Origin of the sequence: Neorhizobium descurainiae, from assembly GCF_051400715.1 — a bacterium.
Classification (GTDB): domain Bacteria; phylum Pseudomonadota; class Alphaproteobacteria; order Rhizobiales; family Rhizobiaceae; genus Neorhizobium.
On the sequence record NZ_JBLFFK010000013.1, the window covers coordinates 66810 to 83726 of the forward strand.

A 16917-nucleotide genomic window follows, 5' to 3' on the forward strand; every position below is an offset into this window, starting at 1 on the left:
CCTGATATACTCAGTTCGAGTATAAAGGAGGCGCCTGTGAATTCCCCGATTTCCGCATCCATGCTCTACGACCGTGTCAGCCGCGTCATTCCCAAGGCCGAATGGATGGCCTATGAGGCCGACGTGGAGGCGATCCTGGAGCTCAAACGTCGCCGCAACGCCGTTATCCTGGCCCACAATTACCAGACGCCGGAGATATTCCATGGCGTGGCCGACATCGTCGGAGACAGCCTGGCGCTGGCCCGCAAGGCCGTCGAGGTGGATGCGGACGTCATCGTGCTTGCCGGCGTGCATTTCATGGCGGAGACGGCGAAGCTCCTGAACCCGGAAAAGACGGTGCTGATCCCGGACATGGGGGCGGGCTGTTCGCTGGCGGAATCGATCACTCCGGAAGACGTGGCGCTGCTGAGGCAAGCGCATCCGGGCGTGCCGGTCATCACCTATGTGAACACGTCCGCCGCCGTGAAGGCCGCTTCCGACATCTGCTGCACCTCCGGGAACGCGAAGCAGGTGGTGGAGTCGCTCGGCGTCCCGAAGGTGCTGATGATCCCCGACGAATATCTGGCGCAGAACGTGGCGCGCGAGACCGATGTCGAGATCATCGCCTGGCACGGCCATTGCGAGGTCCATGAGCTATTCAACGCGCAGGACGTCCGCGACCTGCGCGAAGCCCATCCGGGCGTTCTGGTGCTCGCCCACCCCGAATGCCCGCCAGATGTGGTGGCGGAGGCGGATTTCGCCGGATCGACCGCCGTCATGTCGGACTATGTCGGGAGTAAGAAGCCGGCGCGCGTCGTGCTTCTGACGGAATGTTCCATGAGCGACAATGTGGCCGTGCACCATCCCGACGTGGAGTTCGTGCGGCCCTGCAATCTCTGCCCGCATATGAAGCGGATTACCCTTTCCAACATCCGCAAGGCGCTGGAGGAGAACCGCCATGAGGTGACCGTCGATCCGGCGGTTGCAGCGGCCGCCCGCCTGGCGGTGGAAAGGATGCTGGCGATATGACCGACAGGCTCGATCACCTCGCGGGCCGTGTCGCGATCGTCGGCAGCGGGCTGGCGGGACTGGTGACGGCGCTGATGCTGGCGCCGCAGCCGGTCGTGCTCGTCACCCGTGCGGGCCTGGGTGGGGAAACGTCCAGCGCCTGGGCGCAGGGCGGCATTGCCGCGAGCCTTGGCGAGGACGACAGCCCCGAACTCCATCTCGCCGACACGCTGGCCGCCGGTGACGGATTATCCGACGCGGCGGTCGCCGCATCCATTCTCCATGACGCGCCGGCCACCATCGCGATGCTGGAAAGATTCGGCGTGCGCTTCGACAGGACGGGGGACGGCGAACTGGCACTCGGGCTGGAAGCGGCACATAGTCGCCGCCGCATCGTGCATGTGCTGGGCGACGGATCGGGCGCGGCGATCGTCCGGGCACTGATCGACGCCGTTCTCAGGACACCGTCGATCACCGTGCTCGCCGGTGCCGAGGTGCGGCGCCTGCTCACCGACGGCGGCGGGCTATCCGGTCTCGTCTGCGCAACACCCCGTGGGGCCGCGATCCTGCCAACCTCCCGCGTGGTGCTCGCGACCGGCGGGCTCGGCGGGCTTTATGACGCGACCACCAATCCTATCGGCAACTACGGCCAGGGCATCATGCTCGCCGCACGCATCGGCGCCGAGCTCGCCGATATGGAATTCGTGCAGTTTCACCCGACGGCGCTCGATTCTCCCCGGCGGCCGCTGGCGTTGGTGAGCGAGGCGGTGCGCGGCGAGGGCGCCGTGCTCGTCAACGAAAAAGGCGAACGGTTTCTTGCCCGCGAACCCGGAGCCGAACTCGCTCCGAGGGATATTGTGGCCCGCGCGATCAGCGCCGAAATCGCCCGCGGCGGCCGTGCCTTTCTCGATGCCCGCGAAGCGCTTGGCCAGAGATTCGCGGGCCGTTTCCCGGCTATCGATCGGCTGTGCCGCGAGGCCGGCATCGCGCCTTCGGAGGATCACATTCCCGTCCGTCCCGCCGTTCACTACCACATGGGCGGCGTGGCGACCGATATGAACGGCCGCAGTTCGGTCGAGGGATTGTGGGCCGTCGGCGAAACGGCCTGCACCGGCCTGCACGGCGCCAACCGGCTCGCCAGCAATTCGCTGCTCGAAGCGGCCGTCATGGGCATGCGGGCGGCACGGGATATTGCCGGAACGTCCGCCGATAGGGTTCACACGGCATCGGTGGCCAGTCTCCCGCCACCGGCAGATATTTCCGCCGTTCAGCCGATCGTCTCCCGTCATCTCGGCGTATTGCGCAACGCCGGAGCGATCCAGGGCGCGATCGCAAGCCTGCTGCCGCTCGTCCAAAACGAGGGGCCGGCCGCCGACCCCGCCATCGTCGCGCTGCTGGTCGCCGTCTTCGCCTCGCTCAGGCGGGAATCGCGCGGCGCGCATGCCCGCACGGATTTTCCGCTCAAGCTCGCCTATGCCGAGCGGCGCAGGATGCGCCTTGCCGAGGCGCTGGATATCGCGCGGGCGACCGCTTCCCATCCCCTTGCCCGGAGCGCCTAAGGAGTGCCTGACATGAGCCCTGCTCCCCTTCCGCGACTGATCGTCGAACCGCCGGTCCGCGCAGCACTTCTCGAAGATCTCGGCCTTGCCGGCGACATCACCTCGACGTCCGTCATCCCGGCCGAACATCGCTCGACGGTGGTCATGGCCGCCCGCAGGGCCGGCGTGATCGCCGGGCTCGACGCCGCCGAGCTCGCCTTCCAGCTCGTCGATCCCGCGATCAGCGTGACGCGCCATATCCCGGACGGCGCGGCGGTGAAGCCCGGCGATACGATCGCCACGATCGAAGGTCCGTCCCGCGGGCTTTTGACCGCCGAACGCACGGCGCTCAACTTCCTCGGCCATCTATCCGGCATCGCCACCGTCACGGCAGGCGTCGTCGCCGCGATCGAGGGCAGCCGGGCCGCAGTCGTCTGCACCCGCAAGACGACACCGGGGCTCAGGGCACTCGAAAAATACGCGGTTCGCGCCGGCGGCGGCATGAACCATCGCTTCGCGCTTCATGATGCCGTGCTGATCAAGGACAACCACGTTGCGATCGCCGGCGGCGTCGCGGAAGCCATACGCCGTGCCAGGGCGGGCGTCGGCCACATGGTGAAGATCGAGGTGGAAGTCGATACGCTCGACCAGCTTCACGAAGCCATGAAAATCGGCGCGGATGCCGTGCTCCTCGACAACATGACACCGGATGAACTGCGCGAAGCCGTCGCGATCGTCGCCGGACGGGCGATTACCGAAGCTTCCGGCGGCATTACGCCGGAAACAGCCGCGGCCGTCGCGGCATCGGGCGTCGACCTCCTCTCGGTCGGGTGGATCACCCATAGCGCCCCAACACTCGACATCGGCCTGGATTTCCAATCCGCCTCGATCGCAACCTCTTGACCACCGCCGCAGCTTGAAACCCGTTTCGGGGCAGCGGCCAGGGTCATTGTTTGGACCGTTTGACAGGCCTAACGCTCTGCCATCTGTACACTACATTCAATAGCCGCCTATCTTCCCTTCGGAACAACAAGGGATTATGAAATATGCGTCGGGACTCACGAGGAGGAGATTCGCAATGATCAGGAAATTGGCAGCCGAGGCGATCGGAACATTCTGGCTTGTATTCGGCGGGTGCGGCAGTGCCGTGCTTGCAGCGAGCTATCCGGATCTTGGCATCGGTTTTGTTGGTGTTTCGCTTGCGTTCGGATTGACGGTACTGACAATGGCCTATGCGGTGGGCGGGATTTCCGGAGGGCATTTCAATCCAGCCGTTTCGCTCGGTCTGGCCGTCGCCCACCGGTTCGAGTGGAAGGATCTGGTGCCCTATTGGATAGCCCAGGTCATCGGCGGGCTGGTCGGCGCCGCCGTGCTCTATGCCATCGCATCGGGCAAAGCGGATTTCGTTGCGGGTGGCTTTGCTTCAAATGGATATGGCGCCAACTCACCCGGCGGCTACGGCATGACGGCCGCCCTTGTGGCTGAAATCGTTCTGACCGCAGGATTTCTGATTATCATCCTTGGGGCCACCGCAAAGGCTGCGCCGGCGGGTTTTGCCCCCATCGCAATCGGGCTCGGATTGACGCTGATCCATCTGATTTCGATCCCGGTGACAAACACGTCGGTCAATCCCGCCCGGTCGACCGCGGTGGTCTTCTTCGCGGAGAACGGCGCCCTCGGGCAGCTCTGGCTGTTCTGGCTGGCTCCTTTGGTCGGCGCGACGCTCGGCGGCCTCATCTGGAGCATGGTCCTCGCTCCGGGTGAATCTCCTCGCGGCATCGCAGGGGCCGAGACCGCCTAATACCGCTCCGGTGTCTCACCGTCAGGAAGGCCCGTTTCGGCGGGCCTTTTTTTGCAGGCTTGTTGCTCAGGCGTCCTTGTTCCGTGCGAGCGCATCGAGAAGCTGGTTCGTGTTGTCGATCGAAAACTGCACCCGCTCGCCCGGCCAGACCGTTTCCGAATAGGCGATGGGCGTTCCTTTCATGTCGACATCCACTTTCTTCAACACGATGACCGGCCGAGACATGCTCTGGTCGAGCTGCCGCGCCTCTTCAGACGCCGGCATCCGCACCAGAATGTCCGTCCGCAAACGGATGTAATCGGGAACGCCGTATTCGGCCAGGATCACGCTGACGCTCCGCCCGCTGCGCCGCGCCTTGTCGAAACCGGGAAAACGCCGGACCGGATAATAGGCATTCGAAAGGTTGATCGGCTCGTCGTCGGCAAAACCGCGCCGGACGATATGATAGACCGGCTCGCCCCGCGGCAGACGAAGCGCCTCTGCGACCACGGCGGAGGCGGATATCTCCTCTTCGCGGATTGCCTGGCCGAAAGGCTCTCGGCCCTGATCGAGCAGATTCTGCGAAAAGCGGGTGCGCTCGGAAAGGCGATATTCGAGGCGCCCGTCCCGCACGAAGGTGCCCCTGCCCTGCTCGACCTGCACGAGCCCGCGGCTCTGAAGGCGAGAGATGGCCCGCCGGATCGTGTGGCGGCCGACGCCGAACTGCTCCATGAGTTCGGCCTCCTTCGGAAGCTGGGCCAGCGGGGAAAGCCGGCCGGTCAGGATATCCTCGGCGATATCCTCTTCGACCTGCTGCCACTGCCCATGCGACGATTTCTTCTCCATGTCTCTCTTTTGTCCGATTCCGCTCATGCCGTTCGAATGTCGATACCTTTCGGCGCGTCCGGTTTCAATCGCGATTGCCGCTCACTCTCCTGTCATCCACCCGTAGAAGATCGGCGATAGAAGAAAGGAGGCGTCCAAAATGCGCCGGCTGCTTCATATGGGTGTCATCGATCGCCGCTACATCAACATTCGAATATTTCATGATAAATTCGAATGAATTGGAGCGAAGAATGATCGAGATCAGCCGCCGGAAATTCATCGCCGGAGTTGCAGCTGCAACGGGCGCAAGCATGATCACCGCATCGCCGGCGCGTTCGGCCGATGCCTCAATCGAAATTTCGAGCACCTGGGGTTCCGACAAGCCCTTCCAGAAGGTTGTCGACGCATTCAACGCGAAGAAGCTCGGCGTGACCGTGACCAACCGGTTCGACGGCGACTACGAGTCGGCAACCGCCAAGGTCGTGGCCAGCACTGCCGCCGGCCGGCCTCCGGCGATGATGATCACCGGCTGGAAATTCGGTTACTTCGCCAAGCGAACGCTCGGGGCGCGGGACCTGCGGGAAATCGATGCCGCCAAGGCCGAGGCTATCCTCGCCAATTTCCGTCCTTCCGTGCTGCCGCTCGTCACCATCGACGGCTCCCTGATCGGCCTTCCCTGGGCCATGTCGACGCCGATCACCTTCATCAACATCACGCTGTGGCAGGCCGCCGGCCTCGATCCCAACCTGCCGGAAAACCCGGACACGAAATGGCTTTATGAAAATGCCCGCAAGCTGGACGCTGCACTGAAAGGCAAGCACGCCACCTATCGTTCCGCGCTGGCGCTTTCCAACAACGAATGGACAAGCCAGTCGTTCATCCAGAATGCTGGCGGCTTCATCGTCGATCCGGAGGGCAGGCTCGCCCTTAACAGCCCCGAGGCGATTGCCGGTATGGCGGAATATTGCGCACCGGCGCATGAGGGTCTCTGGCTCCCGGTCGGTGCCAAGGACCAGGATGCCGCCTTCGAATCCGGTGCCCTTGCCATCTGCACGACCAGCTCGACACGCGCCGCGATTTTCCCTTTCGGCGGGGCCAAGGCGATCACCGCCAAGTTTCCCGGCCTTGCCGGACATCCGCGCAAGATGAATAGCGGCGGCAACTTCCTCGCCATCTATGCCCGGAACAAGGAACAGGCCGAAGCCTCGCTTGCCTTCCTCGAATTCTGCGCTTCGAAGGAAGGCCAGACGATCTGGTCGGAAGTCGGCTATCTCAACACGTCGGTCCACGATGTTCCGCTGATCAACGACTTCATGAAGCCTGCGGGCGGCCAACTTGCGGACGGTTTGACCGCGGAAACCATCTGGCCCGGCAAGCGGGGCCTCGAAGGCCAGGAGGTCTGGCGCAAATGGGTTTCCCGCATGCTGCTGAAGGAAGTGACGGTGACGGACGGCATGAAGAGTGCCCATCAGGAACTGGCAGCCCTGGTCTCGGCATAAACGGGTGGATCATGGCTTCGCGCCTCAGAATGCTGGTCCCGTATCTCTTCGTGGGGCCGGCCGTTCTTTCCGTCGCAATTTTCCTTTACGGCCCGCTGATCGCCTCGGCACTGCTTTCGGTGCTCGACTGGAACCTTCTTTCCTCCGATGTCCGTTTCGTCGGGCTCGGCAACTACGAAACCGTTTTCGCAAACATGGATTTCAGGACGGCTGCCTGGAACACCCTGCTCTATTGCGTGATCCTCATTCCCGCCCAGATCATCCTGCCGCTCATCCTGGCGTTGATGATCCATGCGGTCCGCCACACCCCCATGCAGGGCCTTTATCGCGGCAGTCTGTTCCTGCCGACGATCGTCGCCTATTCCGTAGCCGGAGTGGCGTGGTCCTGGCTGCTCAATCCCGTCAACGGCCTGTTCAACGAGATCTTCGGGTTCTTCGGCTTTCCGAAATCCCGCTGGCACACGGACCCGGATCTCGCTCTGCTCTGCGTCTCGCTGGTCACCTTCTGGAAGACCTTTGGACTCAACATGCTCCTCTGGCTTGCCGCGCTCGCCACCCTCCCCCATGAACTGCGCGAAGCCTCGCAGCTCGACGGCGCCAGCGCCCGACGCCACTTCTTCACGATCAGCCTGCCGCTGATGACCCCGACCGCCTTTTTCATCAGCATCACGACGTTCTTCCACGTTCTCGACGACATCGTCGGCGTCATCGACGTGCTCACCCAAGGCGGTCCTGCCGGGAGAAGCTCCAGCCTGCTTTATTTCCTCTGGCAGCAAGGATTGCAGTTCTTCCAGTTCGGCCCGGCGAGCGCTGTCGCCGTCATCATCATCGTCGCCGTGCTGGTCGTCACCTGGCTGCAGTTCCGCGTCGGCGAAAAAAGGGTGCATTACGGATGAATGCCATCCCGCCTCACGTCTCGCTCCATCGCCTGGTGATCCACGGCATCCTTCTTGTCACCAGCGTGGCGACCGTGTTCCCGCTTGTATGGATGGTCTCTTCGGCCTTCACGCCAAACGAGATCATCGCCGCCAAGGCCGTCCGCCTGTGGCCTGAAGACCCGACGCTCGCGAATTTTACGGTCGCCGCGAGCCGCCATCCGATCTGGATATGGCTTTGGAATTCCATCCTGACCGCCACCCTGATCACGATCGGAAAACTGCTGCTTGCCGTTCCGGCCGGCTTCGCTTTCGGCCGGATGGAGTTTCCGGGGCGGCAGACGCTTTTCTGGTTCGTGATCGCGACCATGTCCTTCCCGACCGTGCTCGCGATCATCCCGACCTATATCGCCGTGGTGAAAATGCAGGCCTTCGACACCTACGGCGCGATGATCATCCCCTCTATTCCCTATATCGGCTTCTATGTCTTCTACATGCGGCAGGCGTTCCGCTCCCTGCCCGCGTCGATGTTCGAAGCGGCACGGATCGACGGCTCGGGTCTTTGGCGGCAGTTCCTGGAAATCGGCATCCCGAACGTCGTTCCGGCGATTGCTGCCCTGTCTGTGATTTCCTTCATGGGCGCGTGGAACATCTATCTGTGGGGTCAGCTCGTTCTCGAAGACAGGTTCAAGAAAACCCTGACCACGGGGATAGCGACCTTCGCCGATCTCGAGGGAACCGAACGCGTCTGGGGACCGCTGATGGCAACCAGCCTCTTGTCGATCGTGCCCGTCCTCGTCATATTCCTGGCCGCGCAGCGTTTCATCGTCGATGCGCTCGCGCCCGGCCTCGACGAGAGATAGGCACCTCCAATGCATCGCGTCATCGTCATCGGTTCCGTCAATCACGACCGTATCTGGCAGCTTGAGGAGCCGCTGACGCGGGGCGGGCGTCTGCGCTTTTCTAGTCGCCAAGTTCACCTCGGCGGGGGCGGCTTCTATACCGGCTGCCAACTTTTGGACCTTGGCGCAGATGTGGCGCTCGTCACACGCCTCATGCAGGACGAGCAGGGCCTGTCGGCACTGAAGACGTTGAATGCGGCGGGCTTCGACACGACGCATGTGGCAATGCTGCCCGGCGAGACCGAGCCGCTGGAGATCCTGCTCGAACCGAATGGCGAAAGAACGATCATCGCCCCTGCCGGCCGAAGCCGAGCGGCCCTTTTCGCCGGCGGCGCGTTGACGGGCGATGCCGCCTATATCAACGCCCTTCTGCTCGAAGAGGCGCTCGTCGCGAGGCTCCATGATATTCCTCTCGTGGTTTCACAACTGCCGCTCCGATCGGCCACGCCGCGGCCGGCCGATTACGTCGTCACATCGCGCGACGATGCGGGCGAGGAAGCGCCGGCCGTGTGGCGCCGCGTCGTCGAGCTTGCCGGTCCGCGCCTCAAGATGCTGGTTCTGACGGACGGGGCGCGCCGCATAACCCTTTACGACGGCTCGCAATCGATCCAGGTCGATCCGGCACCGGCCGTGAAAGTCGCCAGTACGATCGGTGCAGGCGACCGTTTCAGCGGTGCCTTTCTCTTTGCATTGCTCAATGGTCGGGATGCGGCTTCCGCTGCCGCCGAAGCGAGCCGCCTGACGGCGGATTGGCTGCGCCAGCGCCATCTTCTCTGATGCGGCATTCGAGTGTCGGCAAGTTAGACTGCCTAAGCTCGAAGCTCCGGCGCAAATCGCCTGTTCCATACATACAATTGTCACGGAGAGCTGTTAGAGCTAAAACATCCGAATGAATTTAGGTTCATCCGAATGTATAAGGCAAATGCATCATCCGACAGCCGGCCCCGATGGGGGCAATGGCAGTTCCTTGAAGAACAGATCAGCCGGGACATCGCATCCGGAACCTTCGCTGCCGGCACCCAGTTGCCGACCGAGGCGGAGATCATGCGCAGGTTCGGCGTTGGCCGGCATACCGTGCGGCGCGCCATCGCCGAGCTCGCCGAAGCGGGGAAAGTGCGCGTCGAACAGGGTCGCGGCACTTTCGTCGAGGAACAGTCGGTAATCCGCTACAACATCGCACGGCGGACGCGGTTCAGCCGGAACCTCAAGGAACAGGGGCGCGTCCCCTCCGGCCAGCCGGTGAACGAACTGGAGATCCAGGCGCCGCCGGTCGTCGCCGCTGCCTTGCGTATTCAGGAGGGTTCGCCGGTCTATATGATCGTGCGGCGCGGCTTTGCGGACGACGTGCCGATCAGCCTCAGCCGCGCCTATCATCCTGTCAGCCGTTTTCCCAACATGCACATCCGCCGGCGCGCCGGCATATCGGTGACCGAGATCTACAGGGATTTCGGCATTCCGGATTACCTGCGCCACAGCACGACGATCTTCACCCGCCTGCCGATCGCCGAGGAGGCGCGCCTGCTGGCGCAATCGCAGGAGCAGCCTGTCCTCATCGTCCAAAAGGTCGATGTCGACATGGAAGGCCACCCGATCGCCTATTCCGACGTCGTCTGGGCGGGCGAGAGGATGCAGTTCGTCATCGACAACGAAGACGCGCCCGGCCAAGGGCCGGACAAACGGGACATCCCAGGAAAGGAAGGATTATGACTGAGGTTACCACCGGCAGTCCGGCCATCGGAGCCTATGAGCATGCGCAGGCGCTCGACATTCTCGCCGCGAGCCGGCCCGAGGCGATCAGGGCATGCGCCGAAGACGTGCTGACCGATCTCGGCAGCGTGTCGGTGCTCGCAAACCGCACCGGGCTCGCCATGCTGCCATTCGTGGACACCGTCCGCAACACGGCCTTCCATCTCGGCGAGGTTCTCGTGGCGGAGGCGCATATCCGGGTGCCGGATCGCGACGTCGAAGGATACGGCGCCGTCACCGGCCGCGACCTCGAACACGCCATGGCAATGGCCGTCATCGACGCCGCGATCGCGGCCGGACACAGGACCGACCTCATTCTCGAATTTCTCGACGCCGAACAGCGCCGGCAGGAGGAAAGCGATCGGGAACGGCTGAGAAAGGTCGAGGCGACGCGCGTACAGATGGAAACCTTCTGACCATGGCACTTTCAATTCTTCCCACCGCGGACGACAGCCGTACCAACGCGACCTTCGACGAGCTGATGTGGGCGCTCGCCCGGCCGGGCCTCGTGCGAACGCTACCTTTAGCCGGCTTCGAAACGCTTGCCGAAAGCCTGATCGACCGGGAATGCAGTTTTCACGCGGGCAATGACTCCGCACTGGCAAAAAGGCTTGCCGAAACCGGTGCACGCCCGGTGTCGCTCGACAAGGCCGATTACGTATTCACCACGCTCGGCTCGGAAAGAGACGTTGCGGCAGTTTCGACGCTGCGCATCGGAACGCTTGCCTATCCGGACGAGGCCGCAACGCTCTTTGCGCCCGCCCGGATCGGTTCGGGACAGGCGTTGCGTCTTTCCGGCCCGGGCATCAAGGACGCGCTGACGATCGAAATCGGCGGCGTCGATCCTTCCTTCTGGCCGATGCGCGAAAAGGCGATCCGCTACCCGCTCGGCTGGGACCTCTATCTCGTCGACGGCGCCCGGCTGATCGGCATTCCCCGCTCAACGAAAATCGAGGTGCTCTGATGGCTTATGTGGCAACCCGTGGCGGCGAACGCGCCATCGAACAGGCCGAGAGACTGTTTCGCGACGATCTCGGCGCTATTACCCGCGAGCGGGTCGAGGCGGTGCGCGACGGCCTTCCCTATCTGATCGATCGCGTCATGGGCGAGGCTTCGCTCTATGAACCGGATCTCGCGGCGCTCGCGCTGGCGCAGGCCGGCGGCGACCTTTACGAGGCGGTCCTGCTGCTGCGCGCCTACCGCACGACACAGCCTCGCCTGACGGTCGCCGAACCGGTGGCCCAGACGGACCTCTTCACGGTCCGCCGGATCTCCGCCGCCTTCAAGGATATTCCGGGCGGCCAGATCCTCGGGCCGACGCTCGATTACTCGCACCGCCTGTTGCAAGTGGGCGTCCTGAAGGGCGAGGACTATACGCCCGATCCAGTCATCCCCGCCACGGAGCCGGCACCGGCGGTACAGCCTTCTCTGGCGACCTGGCAGAAGGCGCAAGGCCTGATCAAGGACTATCCGGCCGAGACCGTCGCCCCGGACGATATCCCGGACCTGACGCGCGAGCCGCTGCTCTTTCCGGCCAGCCGCGCGCACAAGCTGCAGTGCCTTGCCCGCGCCGATACCGGCGGCACTCTGGCGCTCGGTTACTCGACCATGCGTGGTTACGGATCGGTGCATCCGACCGTCAACGAGCTGCGGCTTGCCGAAGCGCCGGTGCGCATGCGCCATCCGCGCGGCACGATCTTCAGCACCGGCCGCGTCCGCGTCAGCCAGACCGAGGTGATCTCCAAGGCCAGAGAACTAGAGCTCGGCTTTTCGGCCACATTCGGCTGGAATGAGGTGAAGGTGATCGCCGCCGCGACGCTCGACCTCGCCTCCAACCAGCCGAACCCGCATCCGGCCTCCAACGAGGAATTCGTGCTCTACCATACCGAGCCGGTCGAAAGCTCCGGCTTCTGCATCCATTTCAAGCTTCCCCATTACGTCACCTTCCAATCGAGCCTCGACGCACTGCGGCGGGTCAAGGCGGACCGGCAGGAGAGTGAGCCCGCGAAGATCGTGGCCGAAGAGGAAGATCAATCCGATGAAGAAGAAGAGGTGGCGCTGTGACGCTCCAGGAACTGACCAGACCGTGGACGGCCTTCAATTACGGCTTTCTCGATGAATCGGCCAAGCGCGAACTGCGCCGCCGCATCCTGAAAGCCATCGCGGTACCGGGCTATCAGGTGCCCTATGCGAGCCGCGAGGTCCCGATCGCACGCGGCTGGGGAACCGGCGGCCTGCAGGTGACGCTGACGCTTCTGAAGCCGACTTCAGTGGTGAAAGTCATCGACCAGGGCGCCGACGATTCCGTCAATGCGAGCAGCATCCGCAAGTTCGTCGGCCGGGTCGGCGGCGCCGTCGAAACCGAAGATACGACGGAAGCGACGATCATCCAATCGCGCCACCGCATTCCGGAGGAAAAGCTGCGCGGGGACCAGATCCTCGTGCTGCAGGTGCCGAACCCGGAACCGCTTCGCCCCGTGCAGCCGGACATGTCGGTCGCCCGCGAAATGCACGGCGATGCCGATTACGGTCAGCTCTGGCTGATCCTCTACGAACAGCTCGTCCGGTCCGGCCGCATCATGCAGGGATCGAGCTACCCGAGCATGGTCAACGGCCGGCATGTGATGACGCCGTCGCCAATCCCCCGCTGGGACGTGCCGAAGCTCAACCAGGCGGATCATCTGACGATCCTTTCGGCGGGGCGCGAGAAGCGCATTTTCGCCGTGCCGCCCTATACCAGCGTAGAGCCCTTGGTCTTCGACGACGTGCCCTACCGGGTCGAGGACCATCAGGACAAGACCTGCTACCGCAGCAATGTCACCGGCTTCTTCATGAACGAGCTGCCGCAGGGCGACGGCTCTTCGCTCTACGAACTCTCCGACAGCCATTTCGGCGTCAAGAACATCCAGAAGTCCGAAGGCGAGGCGATCGAGATCGGCGAAACCTGGTACAAGAACGGAAGGATGAAATGATGGCGGCGGCATATTTTGATGGCCGGACCAGTCTCGAACGCCAGCCCCCGCGGCTGATGCTGGCAGAACCGATCCTGACGATGCGCGGCATCGCCCGCTCCTATGGCGATGTGCGGGCGCTCGCCGGTGTCGACGTCACCGTCTATCCGGGCGAGGTGCTCGGCATCGTCGGCGAATCCGGCTCGGGCAAGTCGACGCTGCTCAGGATGATGAACCTGGAAGACACGCCGGATGCCGGCACCTATCATCTCGCTCTTCCGGGCCACGAGGACCGCAATCTCTTCACGCTCGACCGGTTCGAGCGGCGCATGCTGAGGGCCCATCATATCGGCATCGTCTACCAGAACCCGCATCTCGGTCTGCTGATGAACCATACCAGCAGCGGCAATGTGGCCGAGCGTCTGCTGATCGCGGGAAAGCGCAACTTCGCCGAGCTGCGCGAACGCGCCCGGGAATCGCTCGATGCATCGGAGTTCCCGATCGAGCGCATGGACGCCCGGCCACGGGAACTTTCCGGGGGCATGCAGCAGCGCGTGCAGCTTGCGAAGGCGATCGCGCTCGAACCCGCCGTGCTGCTTCTGGACGAGCCGACGACAGGTCTCGACGTCAGCGTTCAAGCGCTGGTGCTCGACACGCTGAAACGGCTGCAGCGAGACCGCAAAATCACCATGGTGCTCGTCTCGCATGACCTCGGTGTCATACGCACGATGGCCGACCGGGTTATGGTGATGCGCAGGGGCGAGGTGGTCGAGCAGGGGCTCGCGGACCAGATCTTTCAGGATCCGCAGCACGAGTATACCCAGCAGCTCGTTCACGCGAAGCTCTGAAGGAAGAGACGACAATGAACGTTCACATATCCACTTCGCGGTCTCCCGCACCGGTGCTGCGTGTCGAGGGCCTTTCGAAGCAGTTCGAGATGCACCACCTGAAGCGTACGCTGTTCGCCTTCGAAAACATTGGGTTCGAACTGGGCGAAGGCGAATTCATCCTTCTGAAGGGCGAAAACGGGGCCGGCAAGTCGACCCTCCTGCGGACCCTCTACCGCTCCTACCTGCCGCGGGCCGGCCACGCCTATTACCATACCAAGGAAGGCGTCATCGACCTCGCCGCCGCTGCCGATGTCGATATCGCCGTGCTGCGCCGCCGGGAAATCGGCTTCGTGACGCAGTTCCTCAACGCCCGGCCGCGTGTGGCCGCCGAGGAGATCGTCGCCGAGCCTTTGCGGCTCGCCGGGATGCCCCACGCGGAAGCGCTTTCGGAAGCCCGCCGCTGGCTTGCCGCCTTCGGCGTGAAACCGCAGCTCTGGCCGGCCTATCCCTCCACCTTCTCCGGTGGCGAGCAGCAGAAGGTCAACCTGGCACGGGCGCTCATCCTGCCGCAGCGTCTCCTGCTTCTGGACGAGCCGACGGCCTCGCTCGACCGGTCGGCGCGGAAGGCGCTGGTCGAGCGTCTGGCGGAGCTCAAGGCGTCCGGTGTGGCGATGATCGGGGTCTTCCACCATCCGGAAGACGTGGCCCACCTGATCGACCGGGAAATTCAACTGGAAACGATAAGGATTGCAGATGAGCCAGACGATGTGGCTGAGTGACTTCGAGATCGTCCTTCGGGATCGGGTCATTGAGCAGGGAGCCGTGAGAATCGAGAATGGTCTGATCGCCGAGGTCCGCGATACTCCGGTACAGGATGCGGATATTTTCGGTGAAGGCCGGCTGCTCCTGCCCGGCTTCGTCGATATGCACGGCGACATGATCGAGAAGGAAATCGAACCCCGCGCCAACGTGCGCATGCCGGTCGAACTCGGCATCTACGAACTGGACAAGAAGCTAGCGACGAGCGGCATCACCACCGCTTATGCGGCGCTTTCCTTCACGCCCGCCACCTATGGGCATATGCGTTCCGTCGATCACACGACGGCGATGATCAAGACTCTCGCTTCGATGCGGGATGAGCTTCTTGTCGATCACCGCGTTCATGGCCGCTTCGAAGTGACGTTCCTCCCCGCGCTGACCACTGCGGACCAATTGTCGAAAGCCGGCGCGCTCGACCTGATTTCGCTGATGGACCACACGCCGGGCCAGGGCCAGTATCGCAATATCGAAACGCATATCGCCAACATGGCGAAGACGAAGAAGATCAGCGAGGCTGAAGCCGCCGAACTCGTCCGGCAGCGTATCGCCAACCGCGAAGAGCACGGCGACGCCACCAATGTGGTCCATGCGCTTGCGGATCTGGCCCGCGAGCGCGGCTTGACCTTGGCATCCCATGACGACGACAGCGTGGAAAAGGTGACGCTGCTGCATGGCCTCGGTGCCAGGATCAGCGAGTTTCCGGTGACGATGGAGGCAGCCGTCGAGGCGCACCGTCTGGGTCTTTCTACCGCCATGGGGGCGCCGAACGCCTTGCGCGGCCTTTCCTATTCCGGAAACCTTTCGGCGCGCGAGGCATTCGCAGCCGGGGTGCTCGACATCCTTGCCAGCGATTATCATCCTTCGGCGATCCTGCCCGCGGTGCTGGCGCTTGCGGAAACCGGCGAAGGAGGGCTGCCCGCAGCCGTGGCGCTGGCAAGCGCCAACCCGGCAGCCGCCCTTAAGCTTTCGGATCGCGGCAGGATCGAGGAGGGCTTGCGAGCCGACCTTGTCATCGCGGAGCGGGGCCGCATCCCTCGCCTGCGGTCGACCATCCGCGGCGGCCGGCAAGTCTGGTCCGACGGCGTTATCGGCAGCAGCCGCAAGGTTGCAGCCTGAAATCACGAAGGCCGAGCACATCGCTCGGCCTTTTGGTTTTTTGTACTATTGTTTCAGCAATTCATCTGAGTATTCCGGATGTTTTTCGGATACTTCAGAATAATTTCCTCTATCCATCAAAATATTATATTTTTGTCATAACGGGCGTTTATTGGTTGTCGCCAGAAGACAGAGCCGAACTCCCGTTAAACGGGAAATTTACACGATTGCTTTAGGTGGGATAGATGCTGGAACTATACTCGCTGAAGAAGTCCTTCGGGCAGGTGAACGCCGTCGATGACGTCACCGTTACCGTCGAGGCCGGCCAGATGGTCGGCATCATCGGCCGCAGCGGCGCCGGCAAATCGACATTGCTGCGCCTGGTCAACCGCTTGATCGAGCCGACGAACGGCAGCATCCTTTTCAACGGCCGGGACATCACCAAGCTCAAAGGGCGGGATCTGCGCCTCTGGCGCGCCTCCTGCGCCATGATCTTCCAGCAGTTCAATCTGGTGGAGCGGATGGATGTCCTCACCAACGTGCTGATCGGCCGTGTCGCTCACCAGGGGCCGCTTTCGACGGTGGCGCGGCGTTTTCGCGAGGAGGAAAGGGCGCTGGCCGTCCAGGCGCTGGATCGCCTCGACCTGCTGTCCCAGGCCTTGCAGAAGGCCGGAACATTGTCCGGAGGACAGCAGCAGCGGGTCGCCATTGCCAAGGCCCTCGTACAACGTCCCGAGATCATGCTCGCGGACGAGCCGATCGCCTCGCTGGATCCGGCGAATGCCACGCGAGTCATGGACGCGTTGCGCAAGATAAACCGGGAGGACGGCATTACCGTCCTCGTCAATCTCCACACGCTCGATACGGCACGCACCTATTGCGACCGCATCATCGCCATGCGGGCAGGCCGCATCGTCTTCGAAGGACTGCCTCATGAGCTGACGCGCGAGCGTCTGCAAACCATCTACGGCATCGACGGCACGGACTTTGAGGTCGACGAAGCCGTAACATCGACGGCTATCGCTCCTCTGGCGAGCAACCAGAGCAGACAGAAGACGATGGCCTGACGC

19 protein-coding genes are annotated in these 16917 nt (G+C 63.2%); 17 read left to right on the forward strand and 2 right to left on the reverse strand.

Features of this window, described 5'->3' with window-relative positions; translation table 11 throughout:
- Positions 1-36: 36 nt before the first annotated feature.
- The 4 genes from nadA to aqpZ all read left to right on the forward strand — a co-directional run bounded on the left by nadA (position 37) and on the right by aqpZ (position 4326).
- Positions 37-1008 (forward strand): quinolinate synthase NadA, encoded by a 972-nt coding sequence (nadA, locus tag ACMGE0_RS20930; protein ID WP_436817821.1) that lies wholly within the window; start codon positions 37-39, stop codon positions 1006-1008.
- Positions 1005-2546 carry an L-aspartate oxidase gene (locus ACMGE0_RS20935; RefSeq protein ID WP_436817822.1) on the forward strand — a complete coding sequence of 514 codons (1542 nt, stop codon included), beginning with the start codon at positions 1005-1007 and terminating at the stop codon, positions 2544-2546. The genes nadA and ACMGE0_RS20935 overlap by 4 nt, the downstream gene beginning before the upstream one ends.
- Positions 2547-2558: 12 nt before the next feature.
- A complete protein-coding gene (gene nadC / locus ACMGE0_RS20940; RefSeq protein WP_436817823.1) occupies positions 2559-3428 on the forward strand; it encodes a carboxylating nicotinate-nucleotide diphosphorylase in 870 nt (289 codons plus the stop codon).
- 175 nt (positions 3429-3603) lie between these two features.
- Positions 3604-4326 carry an aquaporin Z gene (gene aqpZ, locus ACMGE0_RS20945; protein WP_436817824.1) on the forward strand — a complete coding sequence of 241 codons (723 nt, stop codon included), beginning with the start codon at positions 3604-3606 and terminating at the stop codon, positions 4324-4326.
- Positions 4327-4392: 66 nt separating this feature from the next.
- Here aqpZ and phnF (ACMGE0_RS20950) read toward each other — a convergent pair whose 3' ends face one another.
- Entirely contained in the window at positions 4393-5151 is a 759-nt protein-coding gene (gene phnF, locus ACMGE0_RS20950) for a phosphonate metabolism transcriptional regulator PhnF (protein ID WP_436817825.1), read from the reverse strand.
- Between the two features lie 64 nt (positions 5152-5215).
- Positions 5216-5572, reverse strand: coding sequence for a hypothetical protein (locus ACMGE0_RS20955; RefSeq protein WP_436817826.1), 357 nt, complete (start codon positions 5570-5572; stop codon positions 5216-5218).
- On the opposite strand from ACMGE0_RS20955, the gene ACMGE0_RS20960 reads away from it, so the two are divergent.
- From ACMGE0_RS20960 to phnC, 13 genes are all read left to right on the forward strand, one after another.
- A complete protein-coding gene (locus tag ACMGE0_RS20960) occupies positions 5559-6629 on the forward strand; it encodes an extracellular solute-binding protein (RefSeq protein ID WP_436817827.1) in 1071 nt (356 codons plus the stop codon). The genes ACMGE0_RS20955 and ACMGE0_RS20960 overlap by 14 nt on opposite strands.
- Before the next feature lie 11 nt (positions 6630-6640).
- Positions 6641-7525, forward strand: a complete 885-nt coding sequence (locus ACMGE0_RS20965) for a carbohydrate ABC transporter permease (protein ID WP_436817828.1) — start codon at positions 6641-6643, stop codon at positions 7523-7525.
- The gene (locus ACMGE0_RS20970) at positions 7522-8367 is read left to right on the forward strand and encodes a carbohydrate ABC transporter permease (RefSeq protein ID WP_436817829.1); all 846 of its coding nucleotides are present in this window, start codon (positions 7522-7524) and stop codon (positions 8365-8367) included. Before ACMGE0_RS20965 ends, ACMGE0_RS20970 begins: the two co-directional genes overlap by 4 nt.
- Positions 8368-8376: 9 nt before the next feature.
- On the forward strand, positions 8377-9183 hold the full coding sequence (locus tag ACMGE0_RS20975) for a PfkB family carbohydrate kinase (RefSeq protein ID WP_436817830.1): 807 nt from the start codon (positions 8377-8379) through the stop codon (positions 9181-9183).
- A gap of 132 nt (positions 9184-9315) precedes the next feature.
- A complete protein-coding gene (gene phnF / locus ACMGE0_RS20980) occupies positions 9316-10113 on the forward strand; it encodes a phosphonate metabolism transcriptional regulator PhnF (RefSeq protein WP_436817831.1) in 798 nt (265 codons plus the stop codon).
- On the forward strand, positions 10110-10568 hold the full coding sequence (gene phnG / locus ACMGE0_RS20985) for a phosphonate C-P lyase system protein PhnG (RefSeq protein WP_436817832.1): 459 nt from the start codon (positions 10110-10112) through the stop codon (positions 10566-10568). The genes phnF (ACMGE0_RS20980) and phnG overlap by 4 nt, the downstream gene beginning before the upstream one ends.
- A gap of 2 nt (positions 10569-10570) precedes the next feature.
- Positions 10571-11116, forward strand: a complete 546-nt coding sequence (phnH, locus tag ACMGE0_RS20990) for a phosphonate C-P lyase system protein PhnH (RefSeq protein WP_436817833.1) — start codon at positions 10571-10573, stop codon at positions 11114-11116.
- Entirely contained in the window at positions 11116-12216 is a 1101-nt protein-coding gene (locus ACMGE0_RS20995) for a carbon-phosphorus lyase complex subunit PhnI (protein WP_436817834.1), read from the forward strand. Before phnH ends, ACMGE0_RS20995 begins: the two co-directional genes overlap by 1 nt.
- Positions 12213-13124, forward strand: a complete 912-nt coding sequence (locus ACMGE0_RS21000; protein WP_436817835.1) for an alpha-D-ribose 1-methylphosphonate 5-phosphate C-P-lyase PhnJ — start codon at positions 12213-12215, stop codon at positions 13122-13124. Before ACMGE0_RS20995 ends, ACMGE0_RS21000 begins: the two co-directional genes overlap by 4 nt.
- Positions 13121-13951 (forward strand): ATP-binding cassette domain-containing protein, encoded by an 831-nt coding sequence (locus ACMGE0_RS21005; protein ID WP_436817836.1) that lies wholly within the window; start codon positions 13121-13123, stop codon positions 13949-13951. Before ACMGE0_RS21000 ends, ACMGE0_RS21005 begins: the two co-directional genes overlap by 4 nt.
- A gap of 14 nt (positions 13952-13965) precedes the next feature.
- Positions 13966-14712 (forward strand): ATP-binding cassette domain-containing protein, encoded by a 747-nt coding sequence (locus tag ACMGE0_RS21010; protein ID WP_436817837.1) that lies wholly within the window; start codon positions 13966-13968, stop codon positions 14710-14712.
- Positions 14699-15868, forward strand: coding sequence for an alpha-D-ribose 1-methylphosphonate 5-triphosphate diphosphatase (locus ACMGE0_RS21015; RefSeq protein WP_436817920.1), 1170 nt, complete (start codon positions 14699-14701; stop codon positions 15866-15868). The genes ACMGE0_RS21010 and ACMGE0_RS21015 overlap by 14 nt, the downstream gene beginning before the upstream one ends.
- Positions 15869-16092: 224 nt before the next feature.
- Positions 16093-16914: a phosphonate ABC transporter ATP-binding protein gene (gene phnC / locus ACMGE0_RS21020; RefSeq protein WP_436817838.1), complete on the forward strand. Its 822-nt coding sequence runs from the start codon at positions 16093-16095 to the stop codon at positions 16912-16914.
- Positions 16915-16917 lie beyond the last annotated feature (3 nt).

Excerpts from the sequence above, each read along its gene's own strand:
- nadC (WP_436817823.1), top strand. The coding sequence starts at position 2,559 with ATGAGCCCTGCTCCCCTTCCGCGACTGATCGTCGAACCGCCGGTCCGC.
- phnH (WP_436817833.1), top strand. The coding sequence starts at position 10,571 with ATGGCACTTTCAATTCTTCCCACCGCGGACGACAGCCGTACCAACGCG.
- ACMGE0_RS20995 (WP_436817834.1), top strand. The coding sequence starts at position 11,116 with ATGGCTTATGTGGCAACCCGTGGCGGCGAACGCGCCATCGAACAGGCC.
- phnC (WP_436817838.1), top strand. The coding sequence starts at position 16,093 with ATGCTGGAACTATACTCGCTGAAGAAGTCCTTCGGGCAGGTGAACGCC.
- ACMGE0_RS21010 (WP_436817837.1), top strand. The coding sequence starts at position 13,966 with ATGAACGTTCACATATCCACTTCGCGGTCTCCCGCACCGGTGCTGCGT.
- ACMGE0_RS20965 (WP_436817828.1), top strand. The coding sequence starts at position 6,641 with ATGGCTTCGCGCCTCAGAATGCTGGTCCCGTATCTCTTCGTGGGGCCG.
- phnF (WP_436817831.1), top strand. The coding sequence starts at position 9,316 with ATGTATAAGGCAAATGCATCATCCGACAGCCGGCCCCGATGGGGGCAA.
- ACMGE0_RS20975 (WP_436817830.1), top strand. The coding sequence starts at position 8,377 with ATGCATCGCGTCATCGTCATCGGTTCCGTCAATCACGACCGTATCTGG.
- ACMGE0_RS20970 (WP_436817829.1), top strand. The coding sequence starts at position 7,522 with ATGAATGCCATCCCGCCTCACGTCTCGCTCCATCGCCTGGTGATCCAC.
- ACMGE0_RS20935 (WP_436817822.1), top strand. The coding sequence starts at position 1,005 with ATGACCGACAGGCTCGATCACCTCGCGGGCCGTGTCGCGATCGTCGGC.
- ACMGE0_RS21005 (WP_436817836.1), top strand. The coding sequence starts at position 13,121 with ATGATGGCGGCGGCATATTTTGATGGCCGGACCAGTCTCGAACGCCAG.
- ACMGE0_RS21015 (WP_436817920.1), top strand. The coding sequence starts at position 14,699 with ATGTGGCTGAGTGACTTCGAGATCGTCCTTCGGGATCGGGTCATTGAG.
- phnF (WP_436817825.1), bottom strand. The coding sequence starts at position 5,151 with ATGGAGAAGAAATCGTCGCATGGGCAGTGGCAGCAGGTCGAAGAGGAT.
- aqpZ (WP_436817824.1), top strand. The coding sequence starts at position 3,604 with ATGATCAGGAAATTGGCAGCCGAGGCGATCGGAACATTCTGGCTTGTA.
- phnG (WP_436817832.1), top strand. The coding sequence starts at position 10,110 with ATGACTGAGGTTACCACCGGCAGTCCGGCCATCGGAGCCTATGAGCAT.